We start from the raw sequence: 23,190 nt of genomic DNA, 5'->3' as shown, positions 1-23,190 counted from the left end.
CACGGTCCAGCCTTCCCATCCATCGCCGGAACACCATGGGGCAGCCGAACGGCAGCAAGCCGTGAACCGTAAATTGTCCGGGTGCGCATCGCGACCTGGAACGTCAACTCCATCCGCTCCCGGATCGACCGCGTCGTCGGGGTGCTCGAACGCCACGACCTTGACGTGCTGCTGATCCAGGAGACCAAGTGCCGGGACGACCAGTTTCCCGAGCTGCCGCTGCGCGCAGCGGGATACGAGGTCGCGATGCACGGCCTCAACCAGTGGAACGGCGTGGCCATCATCTCCCGGGTCGGCCTCGACGACGTCAGTGTCGGGTTTCCCGGGATGCCGGGCTACGGCGACCCACTCGTGTCTGAGGCGCGGGCGATGGGGGCGACGTGCGGCGGCGTCCAGGTGTGGTCGCTCTACGTGCCGAACGGCCGCGAGGTCGGGCATCCCCACTACGCCTACAAGCTCGACTGGCTTGCCAGGTTGCGGCAAGCCGCCGCCGGGTGGCTGGCCGAGGATCAGGGCGCGCAGATCGTCCTCGCGGGCGACTGGAACATCGCGCCCTTCGACGAGGACGTCTGGGACATCGGCTTCTTCGCGGGCCGCACCCATGTCACCGATCCGGAGCGTGCCGCGTTCCGTGCGGTCGTGGAGACCGGGTTCGCCGACGTGGTGCGCCCCTTCACGCCGGGTCCGGGCACGTACACCTACTGGGACTACACGCAGTTGCGCTTCCCCAAGCGGCAGGGCATGCGGATCGACTTCGCGCTGGCCTCCCCCGCGCTGGCCGCACGCATCACCGACGCCTCGATCGACCGCGAGGAGCGCAAGGGCAAGGGCGCCTCCGACCATGCGCCGGTCATCGTGACGCTCGCCGACTGATCCCGACTGGCACAGTTGACGCCGAGTGGCACAGCTACAGCTGTGCCACTCGGCGTTTCATGTGCCAGTCGGTGTTGGTGCCCGACGTAGCCTGAGACGCATGACAGACAGCGCTCGTGTCGATCACGACCTGGTCATCGTCGGCTCCGGCTTCTCCGGCATCGGTATGGCGATCGCGGCCAAGAACCGCGGCCGGGATTTCGTGGTGCTGGAGAAGGCCCAGGAGATCGGCGGCACTTGGCGCGACAACCGCTATCCCGGTTGTGAGTGCGACGTGCCCAGCCACCTCTACTCCTTCTCCTTCGAGCTCAACCCCTACTGGTCCAAGGCCTACGCGAGCGCGGACGAGATCCAGGACTACCTGCTCTTCTGCGTGGAGAAATACGGCCTGCGCGAGCACATCCGCTTCGGCAGCATCGTGGAGCGGATGACGTATGACGAGGGCCTGGCCGCCTGGCATCTGAGCGTCACCACCGGCACCGGCGAGACCCAGCAGCTCGTCGCGGGCGCGGTGGCGCTGGGCGTCGGCGCACTGCACGAGCCGGTGATCCCGCACATCCCCGGCATCGAGACGTTCCGCGGCGAACTGTTGCACACCGCGTCCTGGGATCCCGGCACGACGGTGGTCGGCAAACGGGTCGGGGTCATCGGCACCGGCTGCAGCGGCGTGCAGGTCATCCCACCGCTGGCGGAGGACGCCCGGCAGTTGACGGTCTTCCAGCGCACGCCCACCTGGGTGCTGCCGAAGGTCGACCCGGCATACCCGGACTGGCTGATCGATCAGTACGAGAAGCGGCCCTGGTTGATGAAGGCGCACCGCGCGAAGCTGCGGGCCGCCGGGGAGGTGCGGGTCGGCGGCTTCACCAAGGCGCCCGCGGCCCTGAAGGCCGCCTCGAAAGCCGCGGTGGCGCACATGCATTCGGCCGTCAAGGACCCGCAGCTGCGCGCGAAGCTGACACCCGACTACACCATGGGCTGCAAGCGGGTCACGATGTCCAACACCTACTACCCGACGCTCGCGTCCGACCACGTCACCGTCGAGACCTCCCCGATCCTGGACGCCGACGCCACCGGCGTCACCACGCAGGACGGCACCACCCACGAACTCGACGTGCTGGTCTTCGCCACCGGCTTCGATGTCACGGGCTCCTACCGGCACCTGAACATCACCGGGGTCGACGGACGAAGCCTGCAGGACGACTGGGCGCAGGACGCGCAGACCTACTACGGCGTGACCGCGCCGGGCTACCCCAATCTGTTCTTCCTGCTCGGGCCCAACACCGTGCTCGGACACACCTCCGTGGTGCTGATGATCGAGGCGCAGATCGGGCTGGTCACCACGCTGCTGGACGAGCGGGACGCCCGCGGCGCGACAGCGGTCCGGGTGCGCCCCGAGGTGGTGCCGGCGCACATGCAGCGGCTCGACGAGCGCAGCGCCCAGTCGGTGTGGGAGTCCGGCGGCTGCACCAGCTGGTATCTCGACGACCAGGGCCGCAACCGGATGCTGTGGCCGGGCAGCGTCGGGGAGTACGAGCGCAGACTGGCCCGGCCGGATCTGGTGGACTACGAATTCACCGGATCCGAAGTCACCGGACCGGCACTCACCGGGTCACATCTCACCGGGACCGAGTGACCTCCGTCGACTGCGCCGGTTGGTCGGCCGGCGCGCTCACGTGCCGGCCGAGCAGCAGGGCGACCGCTGCAGCGGCCAACGCCACCACCGCCGCGCCCAGGAAGACGGTCTGCACCTGCAGCACGCCCGCGTCGGTCACCTGTGCCTGGGTCGGGTGCGGCAGCGACTGCACCCGGCCGTAGAACCGGTGCAGTCCGATCGCGGTCAGCAGCGCCAGGCCGACCACCATGCCGACCATCCGGGCCACGACCAGCAACGACGAGGCGACCCCGTGGGCGGCCTGCGGCGCGTCGTGCAACGCCGCGTCGTTGACCGGTGCGATCGCCAGCCCGACGCCCAGCCCGGCCAGCACCAGCAGGACCGTCGGCACCAGCCACGAGTCGAGCGCTCCGGCGTCCCATCGGGACATGCACGCCAGGGCGAGTGCCGTGACCAGCAGGCCGGGTGCCGCGATCAGCGCCGGACCGAGACGTCGCAGCAGCGATCCGCCGGCCAGGGCGCCCACCGGCACCGCGATCAGGAAGCGCAGCAGCACCAGGGCGGCTTGGGTCTGTGAGTCCGTGATCGTGAGCCGCGCCAGCACGGGTACGTCGACGACGATCGCCACGATGGCCGTGCCGACGCAGACCGACACCACCAGCGCCGGCCGCACGCGCCCGACCACCACGCCGGGCGCGATCAGCGGGTGTTCGCCGACCCGGTGGCGCCATACGGAGAGCGCCGCGGCGACGACGGCGAGCGGCAGCAGCCACCAGCCGAGCGGGCCGACCACCTGCTTCTCGGGATCGGAGGCGGCGAAGGTGAGCACCAGCGCGCCGAGCGCGACGGCGATCAGCACGGCGCCGATCACGTCGACGCTGCGGGCGATCGGCCACCAGAAGCGCACCGACAGCGCCAGCAGCACCGCGAGCGCGGCCAGTCCCCACACGCCGATCGGTGTCAACAGGTGGGCTGTGTGGTCGCCATACGGGACGAACGGACCGCCCCACCGGATCGACGTCGTCAGCGCATCGGGCGCCCACAGGGCGAGACCGAGCAGGATCACCGTGGCGACGGCGGCGAGCGCGGTGAGCGCCCGCCACCACACCGGCACCGGGGCCTCGACCCGTTCACGCGGTGCGCGACGCCCGCAGGCGACGATGCACAGGGCGAGCACGATCCCGGCGAAACCGTTGACCCAGAAGATCATTCGCCAGTCGGACACGGCAAGGATGAGCGCACCGAGCAGCGGACCCACCACGCTGCCGATCTCCTGCACCGCACCGACCACGCCGAGCGCGGTGCCGCGTCGGCCGGGCGGCCAGAGGTCGGCGACGAGCGCGAGGGTCGCCGGGACCAGCCCGCCGCCACCTACGCCCTGCAGGAAACGGCCGACGACCATCACCGGCAGTTCGGCGGAGATCGCCGTCACCGCGGAGCCGACGACGAAGAGTGCCAGGCAGCCGGTGAGGATGCGTTGCCGGTCGATCAGATCGGCGAGCCGGCCGATCAGCGGCAGCACGGCGATGTAGCCGAGCAGGAAGCCGGAGATGATCGGGGTGGCCTGCTGCAGGGCGTCGACGCCGAGCCCGACGCCGTTCATCATGTCCTGCAACGCCAGCACCACGACGTAGGTGTCGGCGGCAGCGAGCGCGACCGCCGTGGAGGCGGTCGCGAGCAGGGCCCGGTCCCGCCCGGAGGCCGCGCTCCCGGCCGGTGGGTCAGGGTGCCTTGATCGCAACCTGCTCGCCGTACTTGGTGAACTCGACGGTGTATGACGTGTCATCGGACCCCTTGTAGAACGCGCCGGTCAGCTCTGCCGAGCGCAACTCGCCCTGCTCGGTGATCTGATAGACCGCGTCGTATGTCGTGCCGGCGTCGCCGAAGTTGAGGGTCTGCTTGATGGCCGAGCCGGGCAGTGTGCCGGTCACGATCTGCACGATGTCCTTGCCGTCGCGTTTCTTGTCGCCGAACTTCGGTGACTGTGTCGCGACCAGCAGCGAGGAGAATCCGCCGTTCCTGGCGAAGATGTTCGCCGGGTCGGGCGCACCAAACTGGGTGGGGTCGATCGGTGCCATCTTCGGGCTGAGCGGGGTCTTGGCCCAGACCTTGCCGCCGACCGCCACGACCGGCACGTTGATGGTGCCCGCTGCCGGGATGCGCACCGCAATGTCGCCCTTGAACGCCGGGGCGTGCGAGCCGTCGCCCTCCCCGCTGACCAGGCCGTTCTCCTTGGCCGGGATCTTGTCCGAGGTCAGCTTCAGATGCACCCCGGAGGTGTCGTCGAGGGTCTTCTTCGCCTCGGCGAGCACCGACCGCGGCGTGACGGCAGCCTGTGTCGCGCTCTTCGTCCCGGACGGAGAGGACTTCTTCCCGTCGTTGCTGCAGCCGGTCAGCGCGAGGGACACCATGACGGCGAGCGAGCTGGTGACGGCAAGGGTACGTCGCATGGGGAGCAACCTATCTTTCCGGAGATGCCTGTTCTGCGCTGGTTGACGCTCGGGCGCGCCGTCCGGTTCCCGGCGCCCCGTGGCCGGTGGCGGTCGGGGAGAATGACCGGCATGGCCGGACTTCATGTGCACCATGTGACCACCGACGACGGGGCGGTCCTGTCGGCATACGTCCGCGAGCCGCGGCAACCGGCCGGGCGCACCGTCGTGCTCGGGCACGGCTGGATCCTGGACCACCGCTCATGGCTGCCGGTGCTGCGCACCCTGGACCCCACGTTGCGGGTGGTGCTCTGGGACCAGCGCGGACACGGCGGCTCGACGCTGGCCGGCGGGTCGCGCAAGGTCGGCCAGGAGTCGATCCGCCGGCTCGGCGCCGATCTGCGCGCCGTGCTCGGCGAGCTGGCTCCGGCGGACGATCAGGTGGTGCTCGGCGGGCACTCGATGGGCGGCATGACGATCCTGGCGTATGCCGGGCTGGCGCCGCAGGAGTTCGTCGAGCGGGTCCGCGGCATCGCCCTGGTGTCGACGGCGGCCGGCGGATTGCGGGGTTCGGGACGCCCCGGCGAGCGCCCGCTGATGGCGGCGCTGCGGCACGTGCGCGTGCCGATCGGCCGCGGTATGACGGAGAAGGCGCACCGCGCGGCGGCGTTCGGGCGCGACGCCGATCCGGCCGACGTGCACGATGCGACGGTGATCGCGCGCGGCACCCGGTTGAACGTCTTCGCCGGCTACTACGACGCGCTGATGGAGCACGACGAGGTGGCGGCGCTCGGTGCGCTGCAGACGGTGCCGACCCAGGTGCTGGTCGGCGCGCGCGACCGGCTCACGCCGCCCACCCTCGCGCAACGGATCGCTGCCGGGCTCCCCCAGGCCGAGTTGCGGACGCTCGACCGGCTCGGGCACATGCTCCCGTGGGAAGCGCCCGACCGGGTGGCCGCGGCGCTCGAGGAGCTCGCCCGATGACCCTGGATGCCGAGACGTGCCGGCAGCTGCGGGTCGAGGCCGACCGGCTGCTCGACTTCGCTCTGCGCTCCCGCACACCGCACGGTTTCGGCTGGCTCGACGACACCGGCGAGCTGACCGACCGGCCGCTCGAGCTGTGGCTGACCTGCCGGATGACCCATGTGGCGGCGCTGGGAGTGCTGACCGGCCGCGCGGAGTTCGCCGCACTGGTGGATCACGGCGTGCAGGCGCTGTCGTCGTCGTTCCGCGACGGGACGCACGACGGATGGTTCACGACGATCGACGACGCGACCGGCGAACCGGTCGATGCGCGGAAATTGGCCTACCCGCACGCGTTCGTGCTGTTGGCCGCCAGCAGTGCCGTCGTGGCGGACGCCGACGGCGCCGGCGAGTTGCTGGCCGCCGCGCGGCGGGTGCACGAGCAGCATTTCTGGATCCCCGCGAAGAAGTTGGTGCACGAGAGCTTCGCGGCCGACTGGAGCGACGTCGAGCCCTATCTCGGGGTCAACGCCGCCATGCACACCGTGGAGGCGTTCCTGGCGCTGCACGACGTGACCGGGGAGGTCGGCTACCTGGACCGCGCCGAAGCCATCACGGTGCAGGTCGCCGGCTGGGCGCGGGCGCGGGACTGGCGCATCCCCGAACACTTCGACGCCGACGGCCGGGTGTTGCCCGAGTACAACCGGGAGCGTCCCGCGGACCCCTTCCGGCCCTTCGGTGCCACCATCGGTCACGGACTGGAGTGGGCACGCCTGGCCCTGTCGGTGCGCGCGAGCCGGTTGCGGCTCGAGGCGTCATACAACGGGGATGAGCTGGTGACCGCGGCCACGGAACTCGCCGATCGCGCGGTGGCGGACGGGTGGGCGGCCGACGGCGCCGACGGGTTCGTCTACACCACCGACTGGGCCGGCCGGCCGGTCGTGCGCGCCCGGATGCACTGGGTCGTGTGCGAGGCGATCGCGGCGGCATACGCGCTGGGCCGCGCGACCGGCGACCCACGCTGGGACGAGCGCCTCACGCGGTGGTGGAGGTATGCGCAGGAGCACCTCCTGGACCGCGAGCACGGCTCGTGGCACCACGAGCTCGACGAGACCAACCGGCCCGCGGCAGGCACCTGGCAGGGCAAGCCGGACATCTATCACGCGCTGCAGGCATGCCTGCTCGTCGGCGACGCGCTGCCGCTCGCGCCGTCCTTCGCCACCGCGCTCTCCCGGCGCGCCGACCGGCCCTGATCACGCCGACCACCCCTTCACCGAGCGGACACCTTACGCATCGAGCGGACACGAAATCCGGCGACAAAATGCCCGGATTTCGTGTCCGCTCAGTGTGTTTTGTGTCCGCTCGGTGATCAGGCGGCGGGGACCGCGGCGGGCACCAGCATCAGGCCGTCACCGTCCGGTGCCGTGTCGACGGTCACCGGCTGGCCGTCTCGAACCTCACCACCGAGCAACGCCTTCGCGAGCCGGTCGCCGATCTGCTTCTGCACCAGCCGTCGCAGCGGCCGCGCACCGTATGCCGGGTCGTATCCCTCGTCGGCCAGCCACTGCTTCGCGGCGTCGGTGACGTCGACGGTGATCCGGCGCTCGGCCAGCCGCAGCGCGATCGCGTCGACCTGCAGATCCACGATTCGGGTCAACTCCTCCTTGGTCAACGCCTCGAAGATGATGACCTCGTCCAGCCGGTTGATGAACTCGGGCTTGAACGACTGCCGCACGGTGTTCATGACCGAGTCGTGCTTCTGCCTCAGATCCAGCGTCGGGTCGACCAGGAACTGCGACCCCAGGTTGGAGGTCATGATCAGGATGACGTTGCGGAAGTCCACGGTGCGGCCCTGGCCATCGGTCAGCCGGCCGTCGTCCAGCACCTGCAGCAGGATGTCGAACGTCTCCGGGTGGGCTTTCTCGACCTCGTCGAGCAGCACCACCGAGTAGGGGCGACGGCGCACGGCCTCGGTCAGCTGACCGCCCTCCTCGTAACCGACGTAGCCCGGAGGCGAGCCGATCAGCCGCGCCACCGCGTGCCGCTCGGAGTATTCGGACATGTCGATGCGGACCACGGCGCGGGGGTCGTCGAACAGGAAGTCCGCGACGGCCTTGGCCAGCTCGGTCTTGCCGACACCGGTCGGGCCGAGGAAGAGGAACGAACCCGCCGGGCGGTCGGGATCGGCGACGCCGGCGCGACTGCGGCGCACGGCGTCGGAAACCGCTCGCACGGCGTCCTTCTGGCCGATCACGTGCTGGCCGATCCAGTCCTCCATGCGCAGCAGCTTCTCGGTCTCACCCTCGAGCAGGCGTCCGGCGGGTATGCCGGTCCAGGACGAGATCACGTCCGCGATGTCGTCCGGTCCGACCTCCTCCTTGACCATCGGCGCCTCACCACCGGCGGTCGAACTGGTCGACTCGGCGGCCTGCGCCTCCGCCAGCTGCTTCTCCAGCGCCGGCAGGTCGCCGAAGCGGATCTTCGATGCACCGCCGAGGTCGCCGTCCCGCTCCAACCGGTCGGCCTGGGTGCGCAGTTCGTCGATCTGGCTCTTCAGGTCGCCGACCTTGTTGAGTCCGGCCTTCTCCTGCTCCCAGCGGGCGGTGAGCGCGCTCAGCTCCTCCTGCTTGTCCGCCATGTCGGACTGCAGCTTGGCCAACCGGTCCTTCGATGCGGCGTCCGTTTCGTTCTCGAGGTGCAGTTCCTCCATCTTCAGCCGGTCGACGGCACGCCGCAGCTCGTCGATCTCGACCGGCGAGGAGTCGATCTCCATCCGCAGCCGGGACGCCGACTCGTCGATCAGGTCGATCGCCTTGTCCGGCAGTTGCCGCGCGGTGATGTAGCGGTCGGACAGCGAGGCGGCCGCGACCAGCGCCGCATCGGAGATGGCGACCTTGTGGTGGGCCTCGTAACGTTCCTTGAGGCCACGGAGTATGGCGATGGTGTCCTCCACGGACGGCTCACCGACATACACCTGCTGGAAACGGCGCTCCAGCGCCGGGTCCTTCTCGATGTGTTCGCGGTATTCGTCGAGCGTCGTAGCACCGACCAGCCGCAGCTCCCCGCGCGCCAGCATCGGCTTGAGCATGTTGCCGGCGTCCATCGAGGAGTCTCCGCCGGCGCCTGCGCCGACCACGGTGTGCAGCTCGTCGACGAAGGTGATCACCTGGCCGTCGGAGCCCTTGATCTCCTCCAGGACGGCCTTGAGTCGTTCCTCGAACTCGCCACGGTATTTCGCACCGGCGACCATCGCACCGAGGTCGAGGGAGATCAACCGCTTGTCGCGCAACGACTCCGGCACGTCGCCGGCGACGATGCGCTGCGCGAGGCCTTCGACCACCGCGGTCTTGCCGACGCCGGGCTCGCCGATCAGCACCGGGTTGTTCTTGGTGCGCCGGGACAGCACCTGCACGACGCGGCGGATCTCGGAATCACGGCCGATGACCGGGTCGAGCTTGCCCTCGCGGGCCACCGCGGTCAGGTCGGTGCCGTACTTCTGCAGGGCGTCGAAACTGCCCTCGGGCTCCGGACTGGTCACCTTGCCGCCACCGCGGGTCTGCGGGATGGCGGCGGCCAGCCCCTCGGCGTTGAGGCCGAATTCACCGGTCCGCGCGAGGGCCAGCAGCAGGTGGTCGGTGGAGACGTAGGTGTCGCCCATCGACTCCATCGCCTGACGTCCCTGCTCCAGCACGTTGGCGAAGGTGCGGGACATGGTCGGCTGGCCCACTGAGGCGCCCTGCGTCGCCGGCAGCGTGCGCAGCAGCTGCTCCGCGGTCGCCCGCACCGCCTGAGCGGTCGTGCCGACGGCCTCCAGCAGCGGACCGGTGGTCGTGTCGGTCTGCTGCGCGAGCGCGAGCAGCAGGTGTGCCGGCTCCACCTGGGGGTTGCCGGCGGTGGTGGCGAGCTGGACTGCGTCGGAGACAGCCTCTTGCGCCTTGGTGGTCAGCTGTAGAGCCACGTTGGTTGGTCCTCCCTGGTCGGGTCGTCTGTCGTTCGCTGGTGTGCCGGTCTCCCCTCTACCCACCTTTGCGCGGTGGGCGACACCGGGGCAAGGACGGCACACGCCTCGCCATACACAACGATCAAAAAGTTGAGTCTATTCCGCTCAACTATGCGTCACCATGCACCGCGCGCGGTTGCGGAAACCAGGTCGAGGAGGCAGGTTGGAGACATGAGTGATGACACGAGGATCAGCGTTTCCCGCACGATCGACGCGCCTGCCGCGGCGATTTTCGAGGTGCTCACGCTGCCGGCCAATCACGTCCGACTGGACGGTTCCGGTTTCGTGCGCAGCGCCGTGGGCACCGACCGGATCAGCGGCACCGGCGACGTCTTCACGATGAACATGGAGGGCGATCACATGGGCGGTGAATACCAGACCGACAACCACGTGACCGGCTACGAGAAGGACAAGCTGCTGGCCTGGCAGACCGCCCCGGCCGGCACTCAGCCACCCGGCTGGGAGTGGGTCTGGGAGCTCACCCCGCAGGGACCCGACCAGACCGAGGTCACCCAGACCTATGACTGGAGCCGGGTGACCGACAAGGAGCTGCTCAGCCAGAATCTCTTCCCGCTGGTGAGCCGGGATCAGCTCGAGGACACCCTGGCCAAGGTCGCCGAGCTGGTCGCGTAGCGAGCAGCCGCGCCGGGCCTTCTCGCCGAGAACACCAAACGGCCCCTGACCTCGTCGGTCAGGGGCCGTTCTGCGGATGGTGGACGGGTATGGCGCTCAACGGCGACGCAGCCAGGGCGCCTGCTTCTCCAGCAACAGCTCCTGGGCGTCCTGCTGATCGCGCCAGAACGCGCGGATCCGCCCGGCGAAGCCGACCGGCGCCCGGCCGTGGTCGTGGTGCTGCCGCGATGACTTGTTCAGTGACTGTGTTGTGTTCATAAACATCATTCTGAACTGCTTAACAATTCAGCACAAGCTGTGATTTCTTCATGATCATTAAGTGTTGCTGTAGTCTGATGCGATGCTCGACATCCACCGGCTGAGGGTCTTCCGTTCCGTCGTCGCCAGCGGCTCGGTGCAGGCGGCCGCCGCCCACTTGGGCTACACCCCCTCGGCGGTCAGCCAGCACATCAACCAGCTGCAGCGGGAGACCGGCCTGACGCTCTTCGAGAAGGCCGGACGCGGGATCTGCCCCACGCCCACCGGCCGGCTCCTGGCCCAACAGAGCGAGGACGCGATGGGCGCGCTCGCCCGACTGGACAACGTCGTCACCGACCTGCGGCACGGTCGCACCGGCAGCTTGTCCATCGCCTGCTTCGCGTCGGCCGGCGAGGAGTGGGTGCCGCAGCTGGTCGCGAAGCTGCAGCGCGAGTTCAAGGACGTCCTGATCACGGTCGACCTCAACGAGCACCACGAGGCGGCCCGCTCCGACTGCGACCTGGACATCCGCACCGAGGACCTGACCGAACGCCCCGTGACACCCAAGGGCTACACCCGGCACGCGCTGATGACCGAGCCGTATGTCGCGGTCCTGCCCGCGAAACATCCGCTCGCCGAGGCCGATGAGGTCTCGATGGGTGACCTGGCCGACGAACCGTGGATCGACGACAGCAACGAGGACCAGACCTGCGGGCGCATCCTGCGCCGGGCGCTCAACAAGACCGGCATCGCACCGCGCACCGTGGCCGAATGCCAGGACCACCACACGAGTTTCGCGCTGGTCGCGGCCGGCATCGGCATTACCCTCGCGCCGCGGCTGACCCTCGGCTCACTCCCGCGGCGCGCACGAGCGGTGCCGCTGACCGATCCGGTGGTGCAGCGCGGCATCTCGGTGCACGTGCGGGATGCCGCGGCCGGCAGCCCGGTCACTCGCCGCGCACTCGAGCTGCTGCACGAGATCTGCGCCGCGGGTTAGCGAGCGGACAACTCCGCCACCCACTCGATCGCGGTCTCCACGACCTCGAAGCCGAGCTCCAGGTTGATCGACACCATGTGCGCGTTGGTTTCGGCATTGGTCGTGCGCACGAACGGGCGCCCGGGGTAGTCGCGTTGCAGCCGCTGTAGATTCGCCACCTTCACCATGGCCCCGAGCCGGTGACCACGGTGCAGCCGGTGGACGTAGGTGCCCTCCTGCTCGACCGGGTCGAGCGTGTCATCGAAGACCAGATCGGTCTGCGCCGCAACGACACCGGTCCGATGCTCGATCGCCAGTGTCGACAAGCGGACCCGGCCCTGCTCCGCCTCGCGTGCATAGATGTGGCGCAGCCGCTCCGGCGTCACCGCCTCCGCCTCGAAGTCGACGTCGCCGGACGGCGCGTCGACGGCGAGCATGGCCATCAGATCGGCCAGTCCGGGCAGCAGGTCGTCCGGCACCCGACCGACGAACGTCTCGATCCGGTAGCCGGCGCTGCGCGACGCCGCCGCGGCAGTGAGGTCGCCCAGTCGGGGGTCGGGCACCGGCAACTGCAGGTGCCGGGTGGTCTCACGCCAGGCCGTGGTGAATCCCCGCGAGGTGGCGAAGGATCGGTGTCCATCTGCACCGGACCCGTCACCGGGCGCCAGCGACTCGGTGAACAACGTCGAGCGGCCGAGTTGGCGGACACGACGCTTCGCGTGGTCGACGAGCGCGCTGCCCACGCCGTGGCGCCGGTGCTGCGGCGCCACGGCGAGGTCGGCATACACCTTCTCCAGGTTGTCGTGCTCCGGGATGAACAGCAGGGTGCTGCCGAGGCAGCCGCCGCCCTCGGTGCAGAAGCCGTAGAGCTCCCGCGACTCCTCGGGGTCCGGGTCGCGCATGCCGATCAGCCACGACGTGTATGACGGCGGCGAGAACCACGGGCGGCCAAGGCTTTTCGAGGCGCAGCCGACGTCGTAGACCTGCCGCATCAGAGCGTCGTCGGCGGGATCGATGAGTCGGATCACGTGCACGACGCTAGGCGGCGACGCAGGTGCGTCACCACCGAATTTGCCGGCGCACGCCGGACTGCCGGACGGCGACCGACGTCATTCGACCGAGGAGCGGTCCTCGTCCAGCCAGCCGTCGTTCTCCTCGGCCAGAGCGGTGAAGCGCTCGGCCAGCCCACGGGCGACCGCACCGGAGGGATCGTCGATGGTGTCCACTACCACGTGCACGACCCAGTCGACGTCCTCGGCGTCGTCCTCACCCGCGAGAGCTTCGGAAATGACGCGCACCGAGGCGAATTCGTCATCATCGGAGAGTTGGTCGGCCACTTCCTCCGCCACGTCGCGGTCGGGGAAGACCATGAGGTGCTCGATCACGGAGTCCACTGTGCCAGACGGTCGTCACCCACGGTCAGCCACGCTTGCGCCATACGACCAGGGCCCGCTCGGCACGGACCTGGGTGACCCGCTCTCCGGGGCGCAACGGCGTGATCTGTCCGTCCGGCGCGGCTGCGAAGACGCGGCCGATGCCCTTACTGCGTTCGCGCGCGAGTTCGTCGGACAACTCGACCACCCGCGAGCGCAGAGCCTCGATCTGGTCCTCGAGCTGGAGGATCCGGCGGATGCCGGCGAGCGAGACACCCTCCTCCTGGGAGAGCCGCTGCACTTCACGCAGCACGTCGAGATCGTGCATCGAGTAGCGCCGCCCGCCGCCTTGCGTGCGGGACGGCGTGACGATGCCCAGGCGGTCGTACTGGCGCAGGGTCTGGGCGTGGATGCCGGCCAGTTGCGCCGCCGCCGAGATCGCGTAGATCGGCGCATCTCTCGGCGGCGGCGACGTGCCCTGCCAGGACGACCGCACCATCACTGCGCGGCTTTCGCGCTCAGCTCGGCGCGTGGGTCGACACCGTCGGCCCGCTCCTGCTCGGCGATCGTCTCGACCGCCTTCTTGGCGTCACCGGTCAGCTTCTCGGGCACGACGACCTGCACGGTCGCGATCAGGTCGCCGGTGCCGCTCTTGGCCTGGATGCCCTGGCCCTTGACCCGCAGCTTGCGACCCGAGGGTGTGCCGGCCTTGATCTTGACCTTGACCTGCTTGCCGGTGAGCGTCGGCACCGTGACGGTGGCGCCCAGCGCGGCCTCGGCGAAGGTCACCGGCAGCTCGAGCGTCAGGTTGTTGCCGTCCCGGTGGAAGACCGGGTGCGGCTGCACGGTGATGTGCAGCAGCAGGTCGCCGGGCTGCCCGCCGTTCGGGCTCGGACGGCCCTTGCCGCGCAGCCGGATCGTCTGCCCGTCCTTGACCCCGGCCGGGATGCGCGTCTTGATGCTCTGGCCGTCGGCCGCCTGCAGCGACACGGTCTCACCGGTCGCGGCGTCCCGGAAGCTCAGCGTGGTGCGCGCCTCCAGGTCGGCACCCTTGCGCGGGCCCGCCTGGTAGCCGCCGTACGGCGAGCCGTAGCCGCCCCCGCCGAACTGGCCGAGGATGTCGTCGAGGTTGATCTGCTCGCCGCCGCCACCGGTGGAGAAGCGGACGTTCTGACCGCCGCCACCGCCGAACATCGAGCCGAACAGATCCTCGAAACCGCCACCGCCGGTCGCGCCACCCGGACCGCCGGCGGTGAATCGAGCGCCGCCACCGACCATCTGGCGCAGCTGGTCGTACTCCTGCCGCTTGGCCGGGTCGGCCAGCACCGAGTTGGCCTCACCGATGTCCTTGAACTTCTGCTCGGCCGCGGCGTCGCCCGGGTTCTGGTCCGGGTGCCATTTGCGGGCCAGTTTGCGATAGGCCTTCTTGATGTCGTCCTGCGAGGCGTCCTGGGAGACGCCGAGGATCTTGTAGAAGTCCTTCTCCAGCCAGTCCTGACTAGCCATGCATCACTCCTTGGAAGTTGAAAGTCGTTGATCGAGCGGGGCGTTCACTGAGCGCGAGCCCCGCTCGATCAACGGCTCGGGCTGCATCAGGACGGGTCTGCCACCGCGACGCGGGCGGGTCGCACCATGCGGTCACCCAGCCGGTAACCGGGCTGCATGACCTGCACGATGGTGGTGCCCTCCGAACCCTCCGGCACCTCCGCCTCGATGTGCATCAGGGCCTCGTGGTGCGTCGGGTCGAACGGCTCGCCCACGGCACCGAACGGTGTCAGGCCCAGCCGGGTGAGGGTCGTGTCGAGCTTGTCGGCGATCTTCTCGAAGGGCGTGCCCTCCAGGTCGCCGTGCTCGCGCGCCAGGTAGATGTCGTCGAGCACCGGCAGCAGGGACTCCAGGACGCGTGCTGTGGTCGCGTCCTTCTGGGCCTCACGGTCGCGTTCGACGCGCTTCTTGTAGTTGAAGTACTCCGCCTGGGTGCGCTGCAGGTCGGCGAGCCGTTCGGCGGCGAGCGCCGTGTCGGGGTGTTCGCCGGCCTCCCCGGCAGTCGTCCGATCCTCGGCGTTCTGGCCGGCGGTGTCGCCCGTCACCTTGCCCTCCACTCTGCCCTCCGATCCGTCCTCCGTTGCGGCACGCAGGTCACCGTTCTCGTCGATCCGGCGCTTGTCGCGGATCACCGGCCCGGCCTGCTCCTCGTCCTCCGGCCGCCGGCCGGGCTCCGCCGAAGCGGAGCCCGGCTGCGGACCCTTGGGGTCGGTCACTTGGAGTCACCCTTGGAGTCGGACTCGTCATCGACGACCTCGGCGTCCACCACGTCGTCGTCGGCCGAGCTGGCCGAACCACCGGCAGCGCCCGCGCCGGCGGTACCGGCCGCGTCACCGGCCGCGGTGTCGGCACCGGACTGTTGCTCGGCGGCATACAGGGCGGCGCCCATCTTCTGGGACGTCTCGTTGACCTTGGTGGTCTTGGCGGAGATGTCCTCGGCGGTGGAGTTCTCGTCCTTGAGGGCGTCCTTGAGCTCGGTGAGCGCCGACTCGACCTCGGACTTGGAGTCGTCCGGGACCTTGTCGCCGTTGTCGGCCAGGAACTTCTCGGTCGAGTAGACCAGCTGCTCCGCGGTGTTGCGGGCCTCGGTCTCCTCACGGCGCTTCTTGTCCTCGGCGGCGTGCTCCTCGGCGTCGCGGACCATCCGGTCGATGTCCTCCTTCGGCAGCGCGGAGCCACCGGAGATCGTCATCGACTGCTCCTTGTTGGTGCCGCGGTCCTTGGCGGACACGTGCACGATGCCGTTGGCGTCGATGTCGAAGGTGACCTCGATCTGCGGCACACCGCGCGGCGCCGGCGCGATGCCGGACAGCTCGAAGTTGCCCAGCGGCTTGTTGTCCTTGGCCAGCTCGCGCTCGCCCTGGAACACCTGGATCTCGACCGAAGGCTGGTTGTCCTCGGCGGTGGAGAAAACCTCCGAACGCTTGGTCGGGATCGCGGTGTTGCGCTCGATCAGCTTGGTGAACAGGCCACCCTTGGTCTCGATGCCGAGCGACAGCGGCGTGACGTCGATCAGCAGCACGTCCTTGCGCTCACCCTTGAGCACACCGGCCTGCAGGGCGGCGCCGACGGCGACGACCTCGTCCGGGTTGACACCCTTGTTGGGTTCCTTGCCGGTGAGGTCCTTGACGACCTGGGTGACGGCCGGCATACGGGTCGAGCCACCCACCAGCACGACGTGGTCGATGTCGCTGACGGTGACGCCGGCGTCCTTCATGACCTGCTCGAACGGCTGCTTGGTGCGCTCCAGCAGGTCCTTGGTCATCTGCTCGAACTGCGCACGGGTGATGGTCTCGTCCAGGTGGATCGGGCCGTTCTCGCCCATGGACAGGTACTGCAGGCTGACGCCCGTGGACGTCGAGCTGGACAGCTCCTTCTTGGCCTGCTCGGCGGCGTCCTGCAGGCGCTGCATGGCGATCTTGTCCTTGGACAGGTCGACACCGGTCTGGTTCTTGACCTGCTGGACTAGGTGGTTGACGATCCGCTGGTCCCAGTCGTCACCACCGAGCTTGTTGTCACCGCTGGTCGCCTTGACCTGGATGGTGGAGAAGCCGTCCTCCGGGTCCTTGCCGACCTCGAGGAGGGACACGTCGAAGGTGCCGCCGCCGAGGTCGAAGACCAGGATGAGCTCGTCCTCCTTGCCCTTGTCCAGGCCGTAGGCAAGCGCCGCCGCGGTCGGCTCGTTGATGATGCGCAGCACGTTGAGGCCGGCGATCTCGCCGGCCTCCTTGGTGGCCTGCCGCTCGGCGTCGTCGAAGTATGCCGGCACGGTGATGACCGCGTCGGTGACGTCCTCACCCAGGTAGGACTCGGCGTCGCGCTTCAGCTTCTGCAGGATGCGGGCCGAGATCTCCTGCGGGGTGTACTTCTTGCCGTCGACCTCGGTGCTCCAGTCGGTGCCCATGTGGCGCTTGACCGAGCGGACCGTGCGGTCGACGTTGGTGACGGCCTGGCGCTTGGCGATGTCGCCGGCCAGCACGTCGCCGTTCTTGGCGAACGCCACGACCGACGGCGTGGTGCGGCCGCCTTCCGCGTTGGCGATGATTTCCGGGTCGTTGCCCTCCAGGACCGCGACCGCGGAGTTGGTGGTGCCGAGGTCGATACCTACCGCACGTCCCATGTTGGTGTTCTCCCTTGGTTGAGATGGTGGTCTGTCGTTGTCTCCTCGCCGGACACAGTGATGCCTCGCGTCATACGAGCGAAGTTGACTGCATCCGACTCAACTCCGGTGGACCCGACCGTGTCAAACCGGCCGCACCAAAGTTGCGCTTACTTGACTCAACTTTCCACTCGGCCGAATGATTCCCCGTCCGCGGGACGAATTTCGGGCGGCCTCGTGTCGGATCCGGAATAACGTGTCGTAATCCAGGTTTCATGTCATCGGCGTGTCCAAATCCAGTCTTGCTGTCGCATGCGGCACGCTGCTGGCATGGATGTGAGGGTGCGGTGGCGTCCCCCGGCTGACGAGGACTTGGTGGAGTGGGATCAAAGCCTGCCGGATGTACGTCGACTGGCTCATGGCCGGCCAACGCGGAAACCAGGTTCGCGGCGGGGGCAACGGAATTACCCGGGCGTGATGTGGATGGCCACGACGGGCTCGATGGTGCTCTACGAGAGCCTGCTGGAGCGCGATCGGTTGTGGCTGGCCGACTTCGACCCTGATGTGGTGGCCGTCGCCGCGCAGCCCGTTCTACTGTCCGGGCGAGACTGCCCTGACAGAAATGGTCACTTCCCGGACTTCATACTCGAACATCGCAACGGGCGGGTGACCGTTGTGGACGTCAAGCCCGAGCAGCGTCTGACCAAACCGGAGGTGGTTGCCCAGTTCGAGTGGACGGGCAAGGCATGCGCGCATCTGGGTTGGGGATACGAGGTGTGGTCGGGCGCTGATCCCGTCGCCTTGTCGAACATCACCTACCTGGCCGCGGGTCGGCGTCTCTTCTTGCTTAATGAGGCGACAACCCAGGCCGTCGCGTCGGTTGGTGTATCTGGTATGACCCTGGCAGAGGCCGAGGCCGCCGCGGCGGCGCATATCGAGGATCACGCGACTGTCCGGCTCTCGGCTTTGGCGTTGTTGTGGTTCGGCCAGTGGTCGGTGGACATGTCGATCCCGCTGAGCGGAGAGTCGGTGCTGACCTGCCAGGAGGTCGCAGCATGACCAAGGTCTTGTCATTGCATGTTGGCGCGCGACTCTGGCTGGATGGCGAGGTCTGGTCCGTCAGTGAGCACGTCGGGGACGGTGTGCGCCTGACAGCGGGTCAACGCGCCCGTTTCATCCGTTCCGCTGACCTGATCGATGCGGCGTGCTCGGCCGACGATGACCCTGAAACGGATGCGTATCGAGACGAGTTGCCGGGCAGCGTGACGCTGTCGGCGGTGCCGGCGCAGCAGCGTCGGCGAGCCGAATCGCAAGCGGCGGTGATCGGTCCGTTGGTACGTGGGCTGTCGCATGGCCAGAAAGACGCAGCCATGCGGGCGGCGGCCACCGAGCTTGGCGTCAGTGTCCGCACCGTGCAGCGGATGATCGACAGGTACCGCAATGACGGGGTGGCGGGCCTGCTGGATTCACGGATGCTGCGGACGACGCGGACGTCGGTCGACCCAGCGTGGGATGCCATCTGCCGGGAGACGCTCGCCTCGTACCGGGACCGGTCGAACCCTACGATCAAGACCGTCATCAAGCATGCGAATGATGCCTACTTGGCGGCGTTCCCGGACCGCACCCCACCGAAACGCTCGGTCGCGTACGTGCGTGTTCGGGAACTCGACAAAGGCCGATACACCTTCGGTGCCGCCAAACAGCGACGGTCGGTGGCGGATCGGCCGGAAGGCGTTCTGGGCCGGCTCTCAGCGCAGCGCCCTGGCCAGTTCGTCGTGATGGACACGACGCGGTTAGACGTGCACGCGATGGAACCCGTGTCGTTGCGATGGGTGAACACCGAACTCACGGTCGCGATGGACGTGTACTCACGGTGCGTCACTGGTGTGTCGCTCCGTCCGGTCGCTGCGACCTCGGTTGACGCGGCGAGTGTGCTGCACCAGACGGTGACTCCTCAGCAGTGGGGCCGGGCTGCCAACGCCCCGGTGGGCCCGTACGTCGGTGTGCCGGAGAATATCTGGTCCGAGACGGGCATCGTCCCCGACACGGTGATCGTCGATCACGGCAAGATCTACCTCTCGCGGCATCTGCTGTCGGTGTGTGACCGACTGGGTATTAATGTGCAGCCGGCGATCCCACACAAGCCCACCGACAAGCCGTGGATCGAGAGGTTCTTCCTGACTCTGCGGCACGGCTTGCTGGAGCACCTGCCCGCGTACAAGGGGCCTGACGTGGCATCCCGTGGCAGGAATGTGGAGGACGAGGCGTTCTTGTACGTCCCGGAACTGGAGCAACTCATCCGCGAGTGGGTCGGGGTCTACCACGCGACACCGCATGACGGTTTGTGCGACCCGCGGTTACCCGACGTGCAGTTGTCGCCGCGCGAGATGTTCGAGCGGGGCGTCGCGATTTCCGGCGCGCTGCGGCTGCCCGCGACCGCTGACGTGGCGATGGAGTTCCTGGAAACTCATTGGCGCAAGATTCACCACTACGGTGTCGAACTGCTGGGGCGACGCTACGACGGTCCGGCATTGAATCCGTACCGGGGAATGAAGTCGACCTACGGTGGCGAGCACACCGGCGCGTGGCCGTTCATGGTGAACCGGGACGACGTGCGGTCGGTGTTCTTCAAGGATCCTGCCGACGGCGTGTGGCATCGGCTGGAGTGGGAGCACGCCGCCGCTCTGGATGCACCGTTCAGCGCCGAGGCCGCTGACTTCACCCGGCGGCTGAGTGTCCAACAGCAACGGTTCGTCGACCCGGACGAGGCGCTTGGTGCGTTGCTGGCTGACTGGGCACACGGCGAAGTCACCGAGCGTCGTGACCGCAACCTGGCCATCCGGTTGTCGGCGCAGCGAGCGGCAGCCACAACAGGCCAGTCTCCCGGCGACGACCCGACGCAGGATCCGCGCGACCGTGCCTCCGTGCCGGGTGTCATCGACTTGTTCGCCAAGCAACAGGCCAAGACTGCGAGCAAGAACACTGCCTCGGGTGGTGACCTGGACGTATTCGACGAGTACTACCAGAAGCATCCCGACGGCGGGTTGGAGGTTCTGGAGTGAACCCGAATCCGTGGGCGGACTGGCTGCGGGACCACGAGCCGCGCCCGTAGAGGGTGTCAGATGGTCTGTGTAAGGGGTCGGTCCTGAAAGGACCATGATGACCGACACGATGTCCGGTGTGACGGACGAGATTTCTGGGACTGATGTGACTGATACGCCTGCGCCGAAGCGGCCGAGCCGGCTGGCTGAGCGGCGCGCGATCCGGGCCGGGTCACCGGCCCGGGCCGCGGTGTCCGAGCTGGCCGAGTCCGGTGCGTTGGATGGGCTGTTCGCCAAGATCGACGACGGCGATGTCGACCTGACCGGGGACGGCGGGTTCGTCGGTGAACTGCAGACGTCGATGTTCGGCAGACATTGTGTGCGGTGATGACCGGTGGCGTCCTCCGCGCCCTCGCACGATGAACAGAGTCAGTCTCCCGCACCGCCGTTCCGGAACCCGTTGGTCCGGGACTGACCGCGATGAACGGCAACAGGCTCAATCGTGCGTGTCATCGAGGACGATCGCCAACGACCTGAACGCAGACAGGTCTGACGGCCTGAGGACTCGGTCGGTGTCTACGCGGGTGTCGAGGGTGAAGGTGACGGTTGTTCCCGTCATGCCGTCGCCGGGGGCCTCGGCCAGCTCGGATGCGGGAATCCCACGGTGATACGTCTGCATCCAACGGCCCTCCACCCGGCGGTTCTCGTGCACGAGTGTGGTGCTCAATGCGGCGACCACCGACATACCCCACCGCGGCAGGCCGTCGGGCAACACTGGCCGGCCGGGGTTGTCGAAGAACCGAACGTCCCTGGTCGCCATGACAGGCTTACGGACGATACGCCCCTGCGGGGTTCGCCGGGTGTCGGTTCCGCGCCCGTCGTCGCGCACGGACACCAGCCCGCCGGATCCGATCGCGACCACGGCTGTTCCCATCCGACCGGCCGCGGCTGCTTCGTCGTCGGCGTAGGCCAGCACCTCCAGCACCATGTGCCGCAGCCCACCCGGCGCGTAGACGGTGGCGTTCTGCTGGATGTGTGCCAGGTGCTCTTCGTCGACCGACACGGCCCAGTCGTGAGTCGTGACAATCCACTGGGACATGTCGTTCACCTCGGAAGTCTAGGAGCCCCGTCGGCTCGGCCCAGCCGGCAGCGGCACTCCATCGTGGTACGGACGAGCACTTTCGAGAGGGGCGTTTGAATCTGTAGGTGAGTTCCGAGAGCGTTCGCCGATGAGTTTCGACAGCGCCAAGGCATGTCGCTGATTGGGTGTCAGTGAGCGTCTCCGATGTCGCCGCATGGACTCTGGAGCGCCGCCCGAAAGGCCCAGGGACGGAGTGCAAACGGGAGGTGGCTGCAGATCGTCGGCAAGGACACCTTCTTGTGCCGCTCGCCGTTACGGGTTCGGCGTGCGGCGATGTGCCCGGGTAGAACCAACGCACCCGAGAGATGATGCTTGCATGCTAGAGACGCCGCCGGGTGTGCTGATCCTCGCCGATGAGTTGAAGCGTCTCGGCTGGATCAGCGAGTTGTTCGTCGGTGGGTCGGCGGCGACCGGTGACTATCGCCCGACAGTGAGCGATCTGGACCTGGTCGCATTGACGATCGGCCCGATCGACCGGGAGAGACGCGCCACCCTGGAGCGGATTCATCGCTCGCTCGACCGAGGAGCGGCGTATGGGATGCGGTTGGGCTGCATGTACCTCGACGTCGACCGCCTCCACGATATTCAGGCACTCCATCCAACGTGGACCCACGGCGCAATGGTCGAGCGCGCCTGGTCCCTGGTGGCCAGGGCAGAGGTCGTTCGCCATGGGTATGCCGTATTCGGCCGGTCGCCACGGACACTGCTGCCGCCGGTCGACGACCAGGACATTCGGCGGGCCGCTTTGGCAGAACTGACTGGCTACTGGGCCAAGGCGGCTGCTAGGCCGTGGTGGTGGCTCGACCGGAGCATGATCGACCTGGGCCTGACCTCGATGGCCAGGGGTCGTCACGCTCTTCACACAGGACAGCTCTTGACGAAGACCGCCGCCATCGAAGCCATCGACGCCCCACCGTGGCTCGTCGCTCAAATACGGGCGCGGCGACAGGGGAAGTCTGCGCGGTCGCCGCTTCTCCGGGGTGCCTGGTATGCCTGGCGCGATGCGCGCCGCACGACTTCCCGAGCCACGCGGAGCTGACAATCAGCCTCGGCAGCGCTGCCTGCCCACACGGCGGCAAACTCAAAGTCGCGGGCAGCAGCAGTGAAGTGGCAGATGGCCTCAGAACTCATCAACATTACGACGGATGCAGATTGCCGGGCGCGTGCCTGTGTTACCGGCCAAGAGCGCCTTCACGATGGCCGCTGCAGTATCGGCGGGCGAGGACGTCTCGGTGTCGACGACCAGGTCCCAGTCGTCGCCCACCGCCACATCCAGGTGGCCGCGCGCGTTGCCGAGCACCCGGCCCTTGGCGCGGACCAGTTCCCGCTGTTCGAGTACCGGCAGCGACGCCGTGAGATGGACCCATAAGACGGAGGCAGCGCGCAGGTCGCGCCGCCAAGCGGGAACGACCGTGTCGTGGACGGGCATCTCATCGAGGATGACATTGTTCCCCGTCGCCAGCAGCGCGTTCACCGCCGCGCGCATCCCGGCAAACAGCTTGGCACCGTCCGTGCCGTACCGGATCCGGGCGCGGGGAGAGCCGTCTGGATCGGTGGTCTTCTCGACCCAGAAGCCCGGGCCCGGCCGGCGCGGGTGATCCAGCCACTCGTACGGGAACATCGAGAAGAAATGGTCGATGCCGACGTGCAGGTACGGCTCGCGCAAGGCGAGTTGCAACTGCTCGGCCACCGAGGTCTTTCCGACGCTGGACACTCCGACGAGGACGATCGCGTTTGCGGGCACCGCGGAAGTGTCGCAGACGATGTC

22 protein-coding genes are annotated in these 23,190 nt (G+C 68.3%); 10 read left to right on the top strand and 12 right to left on the bottom strand.

Going from position 1 to position 23,190, the window contains the following annotated elements; genetic code table 11:
• The first annotated feature begins 81 nt into the window (after nt 1–81).
• Nucleotides 82–873 carry an exodeoxyribonuclease III gene (locus ACYVBN_RS12395; RefSeq protein ID WP_460600773.1) on the top strand — a complete coding sequence of 264 codons (792 nt, stop codon included), beginning with the start codon at nt 82–84 and terminating at the stop codon, nt 871–873.
• A 100-nt stretch (nt 874–973) separates the two neighbouring features.
• The gene (locus ACYVBN_RS12390) at nt 974–2,506 is read left to right on the top strand and encodes a flavin-containing monooxygenase (RefSeq protein ID WP_460600772.1); all 1,533 of its coding nucleotides are present in this window, start codon (nt 974–976) and stop codon (nt 2,504–2,506) included.
• Here ACYVBN_RS12390 and ACYVBN_RS12385 read toward each other — a convergent pair.
• Nucleotides 2,490–4,226 carry an MFS transporter gene (locus ACYVBN_RS12385; RefSeq protein ID WP_460600771.1) on the bottom strand — a complete coding sequence of 579 codons (1,737 nt, stop codon included), beginning with the start codon at nt 4,224–4,226 and terminating at the stop codon, nt 2,490–2,492. The genes ACYVBN_RS12390 and ACYVBN_RS12385 overlap by 17 nt on opposite strands.
• Nucleotides 4,207–4,935 (bottom strand): LolA-like protein, encoded by a 729-nt coding sequence (locus ACYVBN_RS12380; RefSeq protein ID WP_460600770.1) that lies wholly within the window; start codon nt 4,933–4,935, stop codon nt 4,207–4,209. The genes ACYVBN_RS12385 and ACYVBN_RS12380 overlap by 20 nt, the downstream gene beginning before the upstream one ends.
• A 111-nt stretch (nt 4,936–5,046) precedes the next feature.
• Here ACYVBN_RS12380 and ACYVBN_RS12375 point away from each other — a divergent pair, with 111 nt between their 5' ends.
• Nucleotides 5,047–5,898 (top strand): alpha/beta fold hydrolase, encoded by an 852-nt coding sequence (locus tag ACYVBN_RS12375; RefSeq protein ID WP_460600769.1) that lies wholly within the window; start codon nt 5,047–5,049, stop codon nt 5,896–5,898.
• Complete coding sequence (locus tag ACYVBN_RS12370; RefSeq protein WP_460600768.1) at nt 5,895–7,130, top strand: AGE family epimerase/isomerase; 1,236 nt, start codon at nt 5,895–5,897, stop codon at nt 7,128–7,130. The genes ACYVBN_RS12375 and ACYVBN_RS12370 overlap by 4 nt, the downstream gene beginning before the upstream one ends.
• A gap of 116 nt (nt 7,131–7,246) precedes the next feature.
• On the opposite strand, the gene clpB is transcribed toward ACYVBN_RS12370, so the two are convergent.
• On the bottom strand, nt 7,247–9,835 hold the full coding sequence (gene clpB / locus ACYVBN_RS12365; protein WP_460600767.1) for an ATP-dependent Clp protease ATP-binding subunit: 2,589 nt from the start codon (nt 9,833–9,835) through the stop codon (nt 7,247–7,249).
• Between the two features lie 213 nt (nt 9,836–10,048).
• Between clpB and ACYVBN_RS12360 the strand changes: the two genes are divergently transcribed.
• Complete coding sequence (locus tag ACYVBN_RS12360) at nt 10,049–10,510, top strand: SRPBCC family protein (protein ID WP_460600766.1); 462 nt, start codon at nt 10,049–10,051, stop codon at nt 10,508–10,510.
• Between the two features lie 96 nt (nt 10,511–10,606).
• Here ACYVBN_RS12360 and ACYVBN_RS12355 read toward each other — a convergent pair whose 3' ends face one another.
• Nucleotides 10,607–10,768 carry a hypothetical protein gene (locus ACYVBN_RS12355; RefSeq protein ID WP_460600765.1) on the bottom strand — a complete coding sequence of 54 codons (162 nt, stop codon included), beginning with the start codon at nt 10,766–10,768 and terminating at the stop codon, nt 10,607–10,609.
• Between the two features lie 82 nt (nt 10,769–10,850).
• Here ACYVBN_RS12355 and ACYVBN_RS12350 point away from each other — a divergent pair, with 82 nt between their 5' ends.
• Complete coding sequence (locus ACYVBN_RS12350) at nt 10,851–11,744, top strand: LysR family transcriptional regulator (RefSeq protein WP_440284121.1); 894 nt, start codon at nt 10,851–10,853, stop codon at nt 11,742–11,744.
• Here the strand turns inward: ACYVBN_RS12350 and ACYVBN_RS12345 are convergent.
• The 6 genes from ACYVBN_RS12345 to dnaK form a co-directional block, all read right to left on the bottom strand.
• On the bottom strand, nt 11,741–12,751 hold the full coding sequence (locus ACYVBN_RS12345; protein WP_460600764.1) for a GNAT family N-acetyltransferase: 1,011 nt from the start codon (nt 12,749–12,751) through the stop codon (nt 11,741–11,743). The genes ACYVBN_RS12350 and ACYVBN_RS12345 overlap by 4 nt on opposite strands.
• A gap of 81 nt (nt 12,752–12,832) precedes the next feature.
• Nucleotides 12,833–13,108, bottom strand: a complete 276-nt coding sequence (locus tag ACYVBN_RS12340; protein ID WP_460600763.1) for a hypothetical protein — start codon at nt 13,106–13,108, stop codon at nt 12,833–12,835.
• Nucleotides 13,109–13,142: 34 nt separating this feature from the next.
• Entirely contained in the window at nt 13,143–13,595 is a 453-nt protein-coding gene (locus ACYVBN_RS12335; RefSeq protein WP_460600762.1) for a MerR family transcriptional regulator, read from the bottom strand.
• Nucleotides 13,595–14,602: a DnaJ C-terminal domain-containing protein gene (locus ACYVBN_RS12330; RefSeq protein WP_440281882.1), complete on the bottom strand. Its 1,008-nt coding sequence runs from the start codon at nt 14,600–14,602 to the stop codon at nt 13,595–13,597. Before ACYVBN_RS12330 ends, ACYVBN_RS12335 begins: the two co-directional genes overlap by 1 nt.
• An 86-nt stretch (nt 14,603–14,688) precedes the next feature.
• A complete protein-coding gene (locus ACYVBN_RS12325) occupies nt 14,689–15,357 on the bottom strand; it encodes a nucleotide exchange factor GrpE (protein ID WP_460600761.1) in 669 nt (222 codons plus the stop codon).
• Nucleotides 15,354–17,261, bottom strand: a complete 1,908-nt coding sequence (gene dnaK, locus ACYVBN_RS12320) for an Hsp70 family protein (RefSeq protein ID WP_460600760.1) — start codon at nt 17,259–17,261, stop codon at nt 15,354–15,356. Before dnaK ends, ACYVBN_RS12325 begins: the two co-directional genes overlap by 4 nt.
• A 291-nt stretch (nt 17,262–17,552) precedes the next feature.
• Here dnaK and ACYVBN_RS12315 point away from each other — a divergent pair, with 291 nt between their 5' ends.
• The 3 genes from ACYVBN_RS12315 to ACYVBN_RS12305 all read left to right on the top strand — a co-directional run bounded on the left by ACYVBN_RS12315 (nt 17,553) and on the right by ACYVBN_RS12305 (nt 20,669).
• Nucleotides 17,553–18,299 (top strand): TnsA-like heteromeric transposase endonuclease subunit, encoded by a 747-nt coding sequence (locus tag ACYVBN_RS12315; RefSeq protein WP_460600759.1) that lies wholly within the window; start codon nt 17,553–17,555, stop codon nt 18,297–18,299.
• Nucleotides 18,296–20,302 (top strand): helix-turn-helix domain-containing protein, encoded by a 2,007-nt coding sequence (locus ACYVBN_RS12310; protein WP_460600758.1) that lies wholly within the window; start codon nt 18,296–18,298, stop codon nt 20,300–20,302. The genes ACYVBN_RS12315 and ACYVBN_RS12310 overlap by 4 nt, the downstream gene beginning before the upstream one ends.
• 97 nt (nt 20,303–20,399) lie before the next feature.
• Nucleotides 20,400–20,669 carry a hypothetical protein gene (locus tag ACYVBN_RS12305; RefSeq protein ID WP_460600856.1) on the top strand — a complete coding sequence of 90 codons (270 nt, stop codon included), beginning with the start codon at nt 20,400–20,402 and terminating at the stop codon, nt 20,667–20,669.
• A gap of 108 nt (nt 20,670–20,777) precedes the next feature.
• Here the strand turns inward: ACYVBN_RS12305 and ACYVBN_RS12300 are convergent, their stop codons facing one another.
• Nucleotides 20,778–21,380 (bottom strand): ATP-binding protein, encoded by a 603-nt coding sequence (locus ACYVBN_RS12300; protein ID WP_460600757.1) that lies wholly within the window; start codon nt 21,378–21,380, stop codon nt 20,778–20,780.
• A 358-nt stretch (nt 21,381–21,738) separates the two neighbouring features.
• Between ACYVBN_RS12300 and ACYVBN_RS12295 the strand changes: the two genes are divergently transcribed.
• Nucleotides 21,739–22,461: a nucleotidyltransferase domain-containing protein gene (locus ACYVBN_RS12295; protein ID WP_460600756.1), complete on the top strand. Its 723-nt coding sequence runs from the start codon at nt 21,739–21,741 to the stop codon at nt 22,459–22,461.
• 81 nt (nt 22,462–22,542) lie between these two features.
• On the opposite strand, the gene ACYVBN_RS12290 is transcribed toward ACYVBN_RS12295, so the two are convergent.
• Nucleotides 22,543–23,166 (bottom strand): phosphotransferase-like protein, encoded by a 624-nt coding sequence (locus tag ACYVBN_RS12290; RefSeq protein WP_460600755.1) that lies wholly within the window; start codon nt 23,164–23,166, stop codon nt 22,543–22,545.
• Nucleotides 23,167–23,190: the final 24 nt, after the last annotated feature.

Source organism: Flexivirga lutea (genome assembly GCF_054778955.1).
Note: the sequence above shows the minus strand (reverse complement) of the source record. Positions and strands in the feature narration are given on the sequence as shown.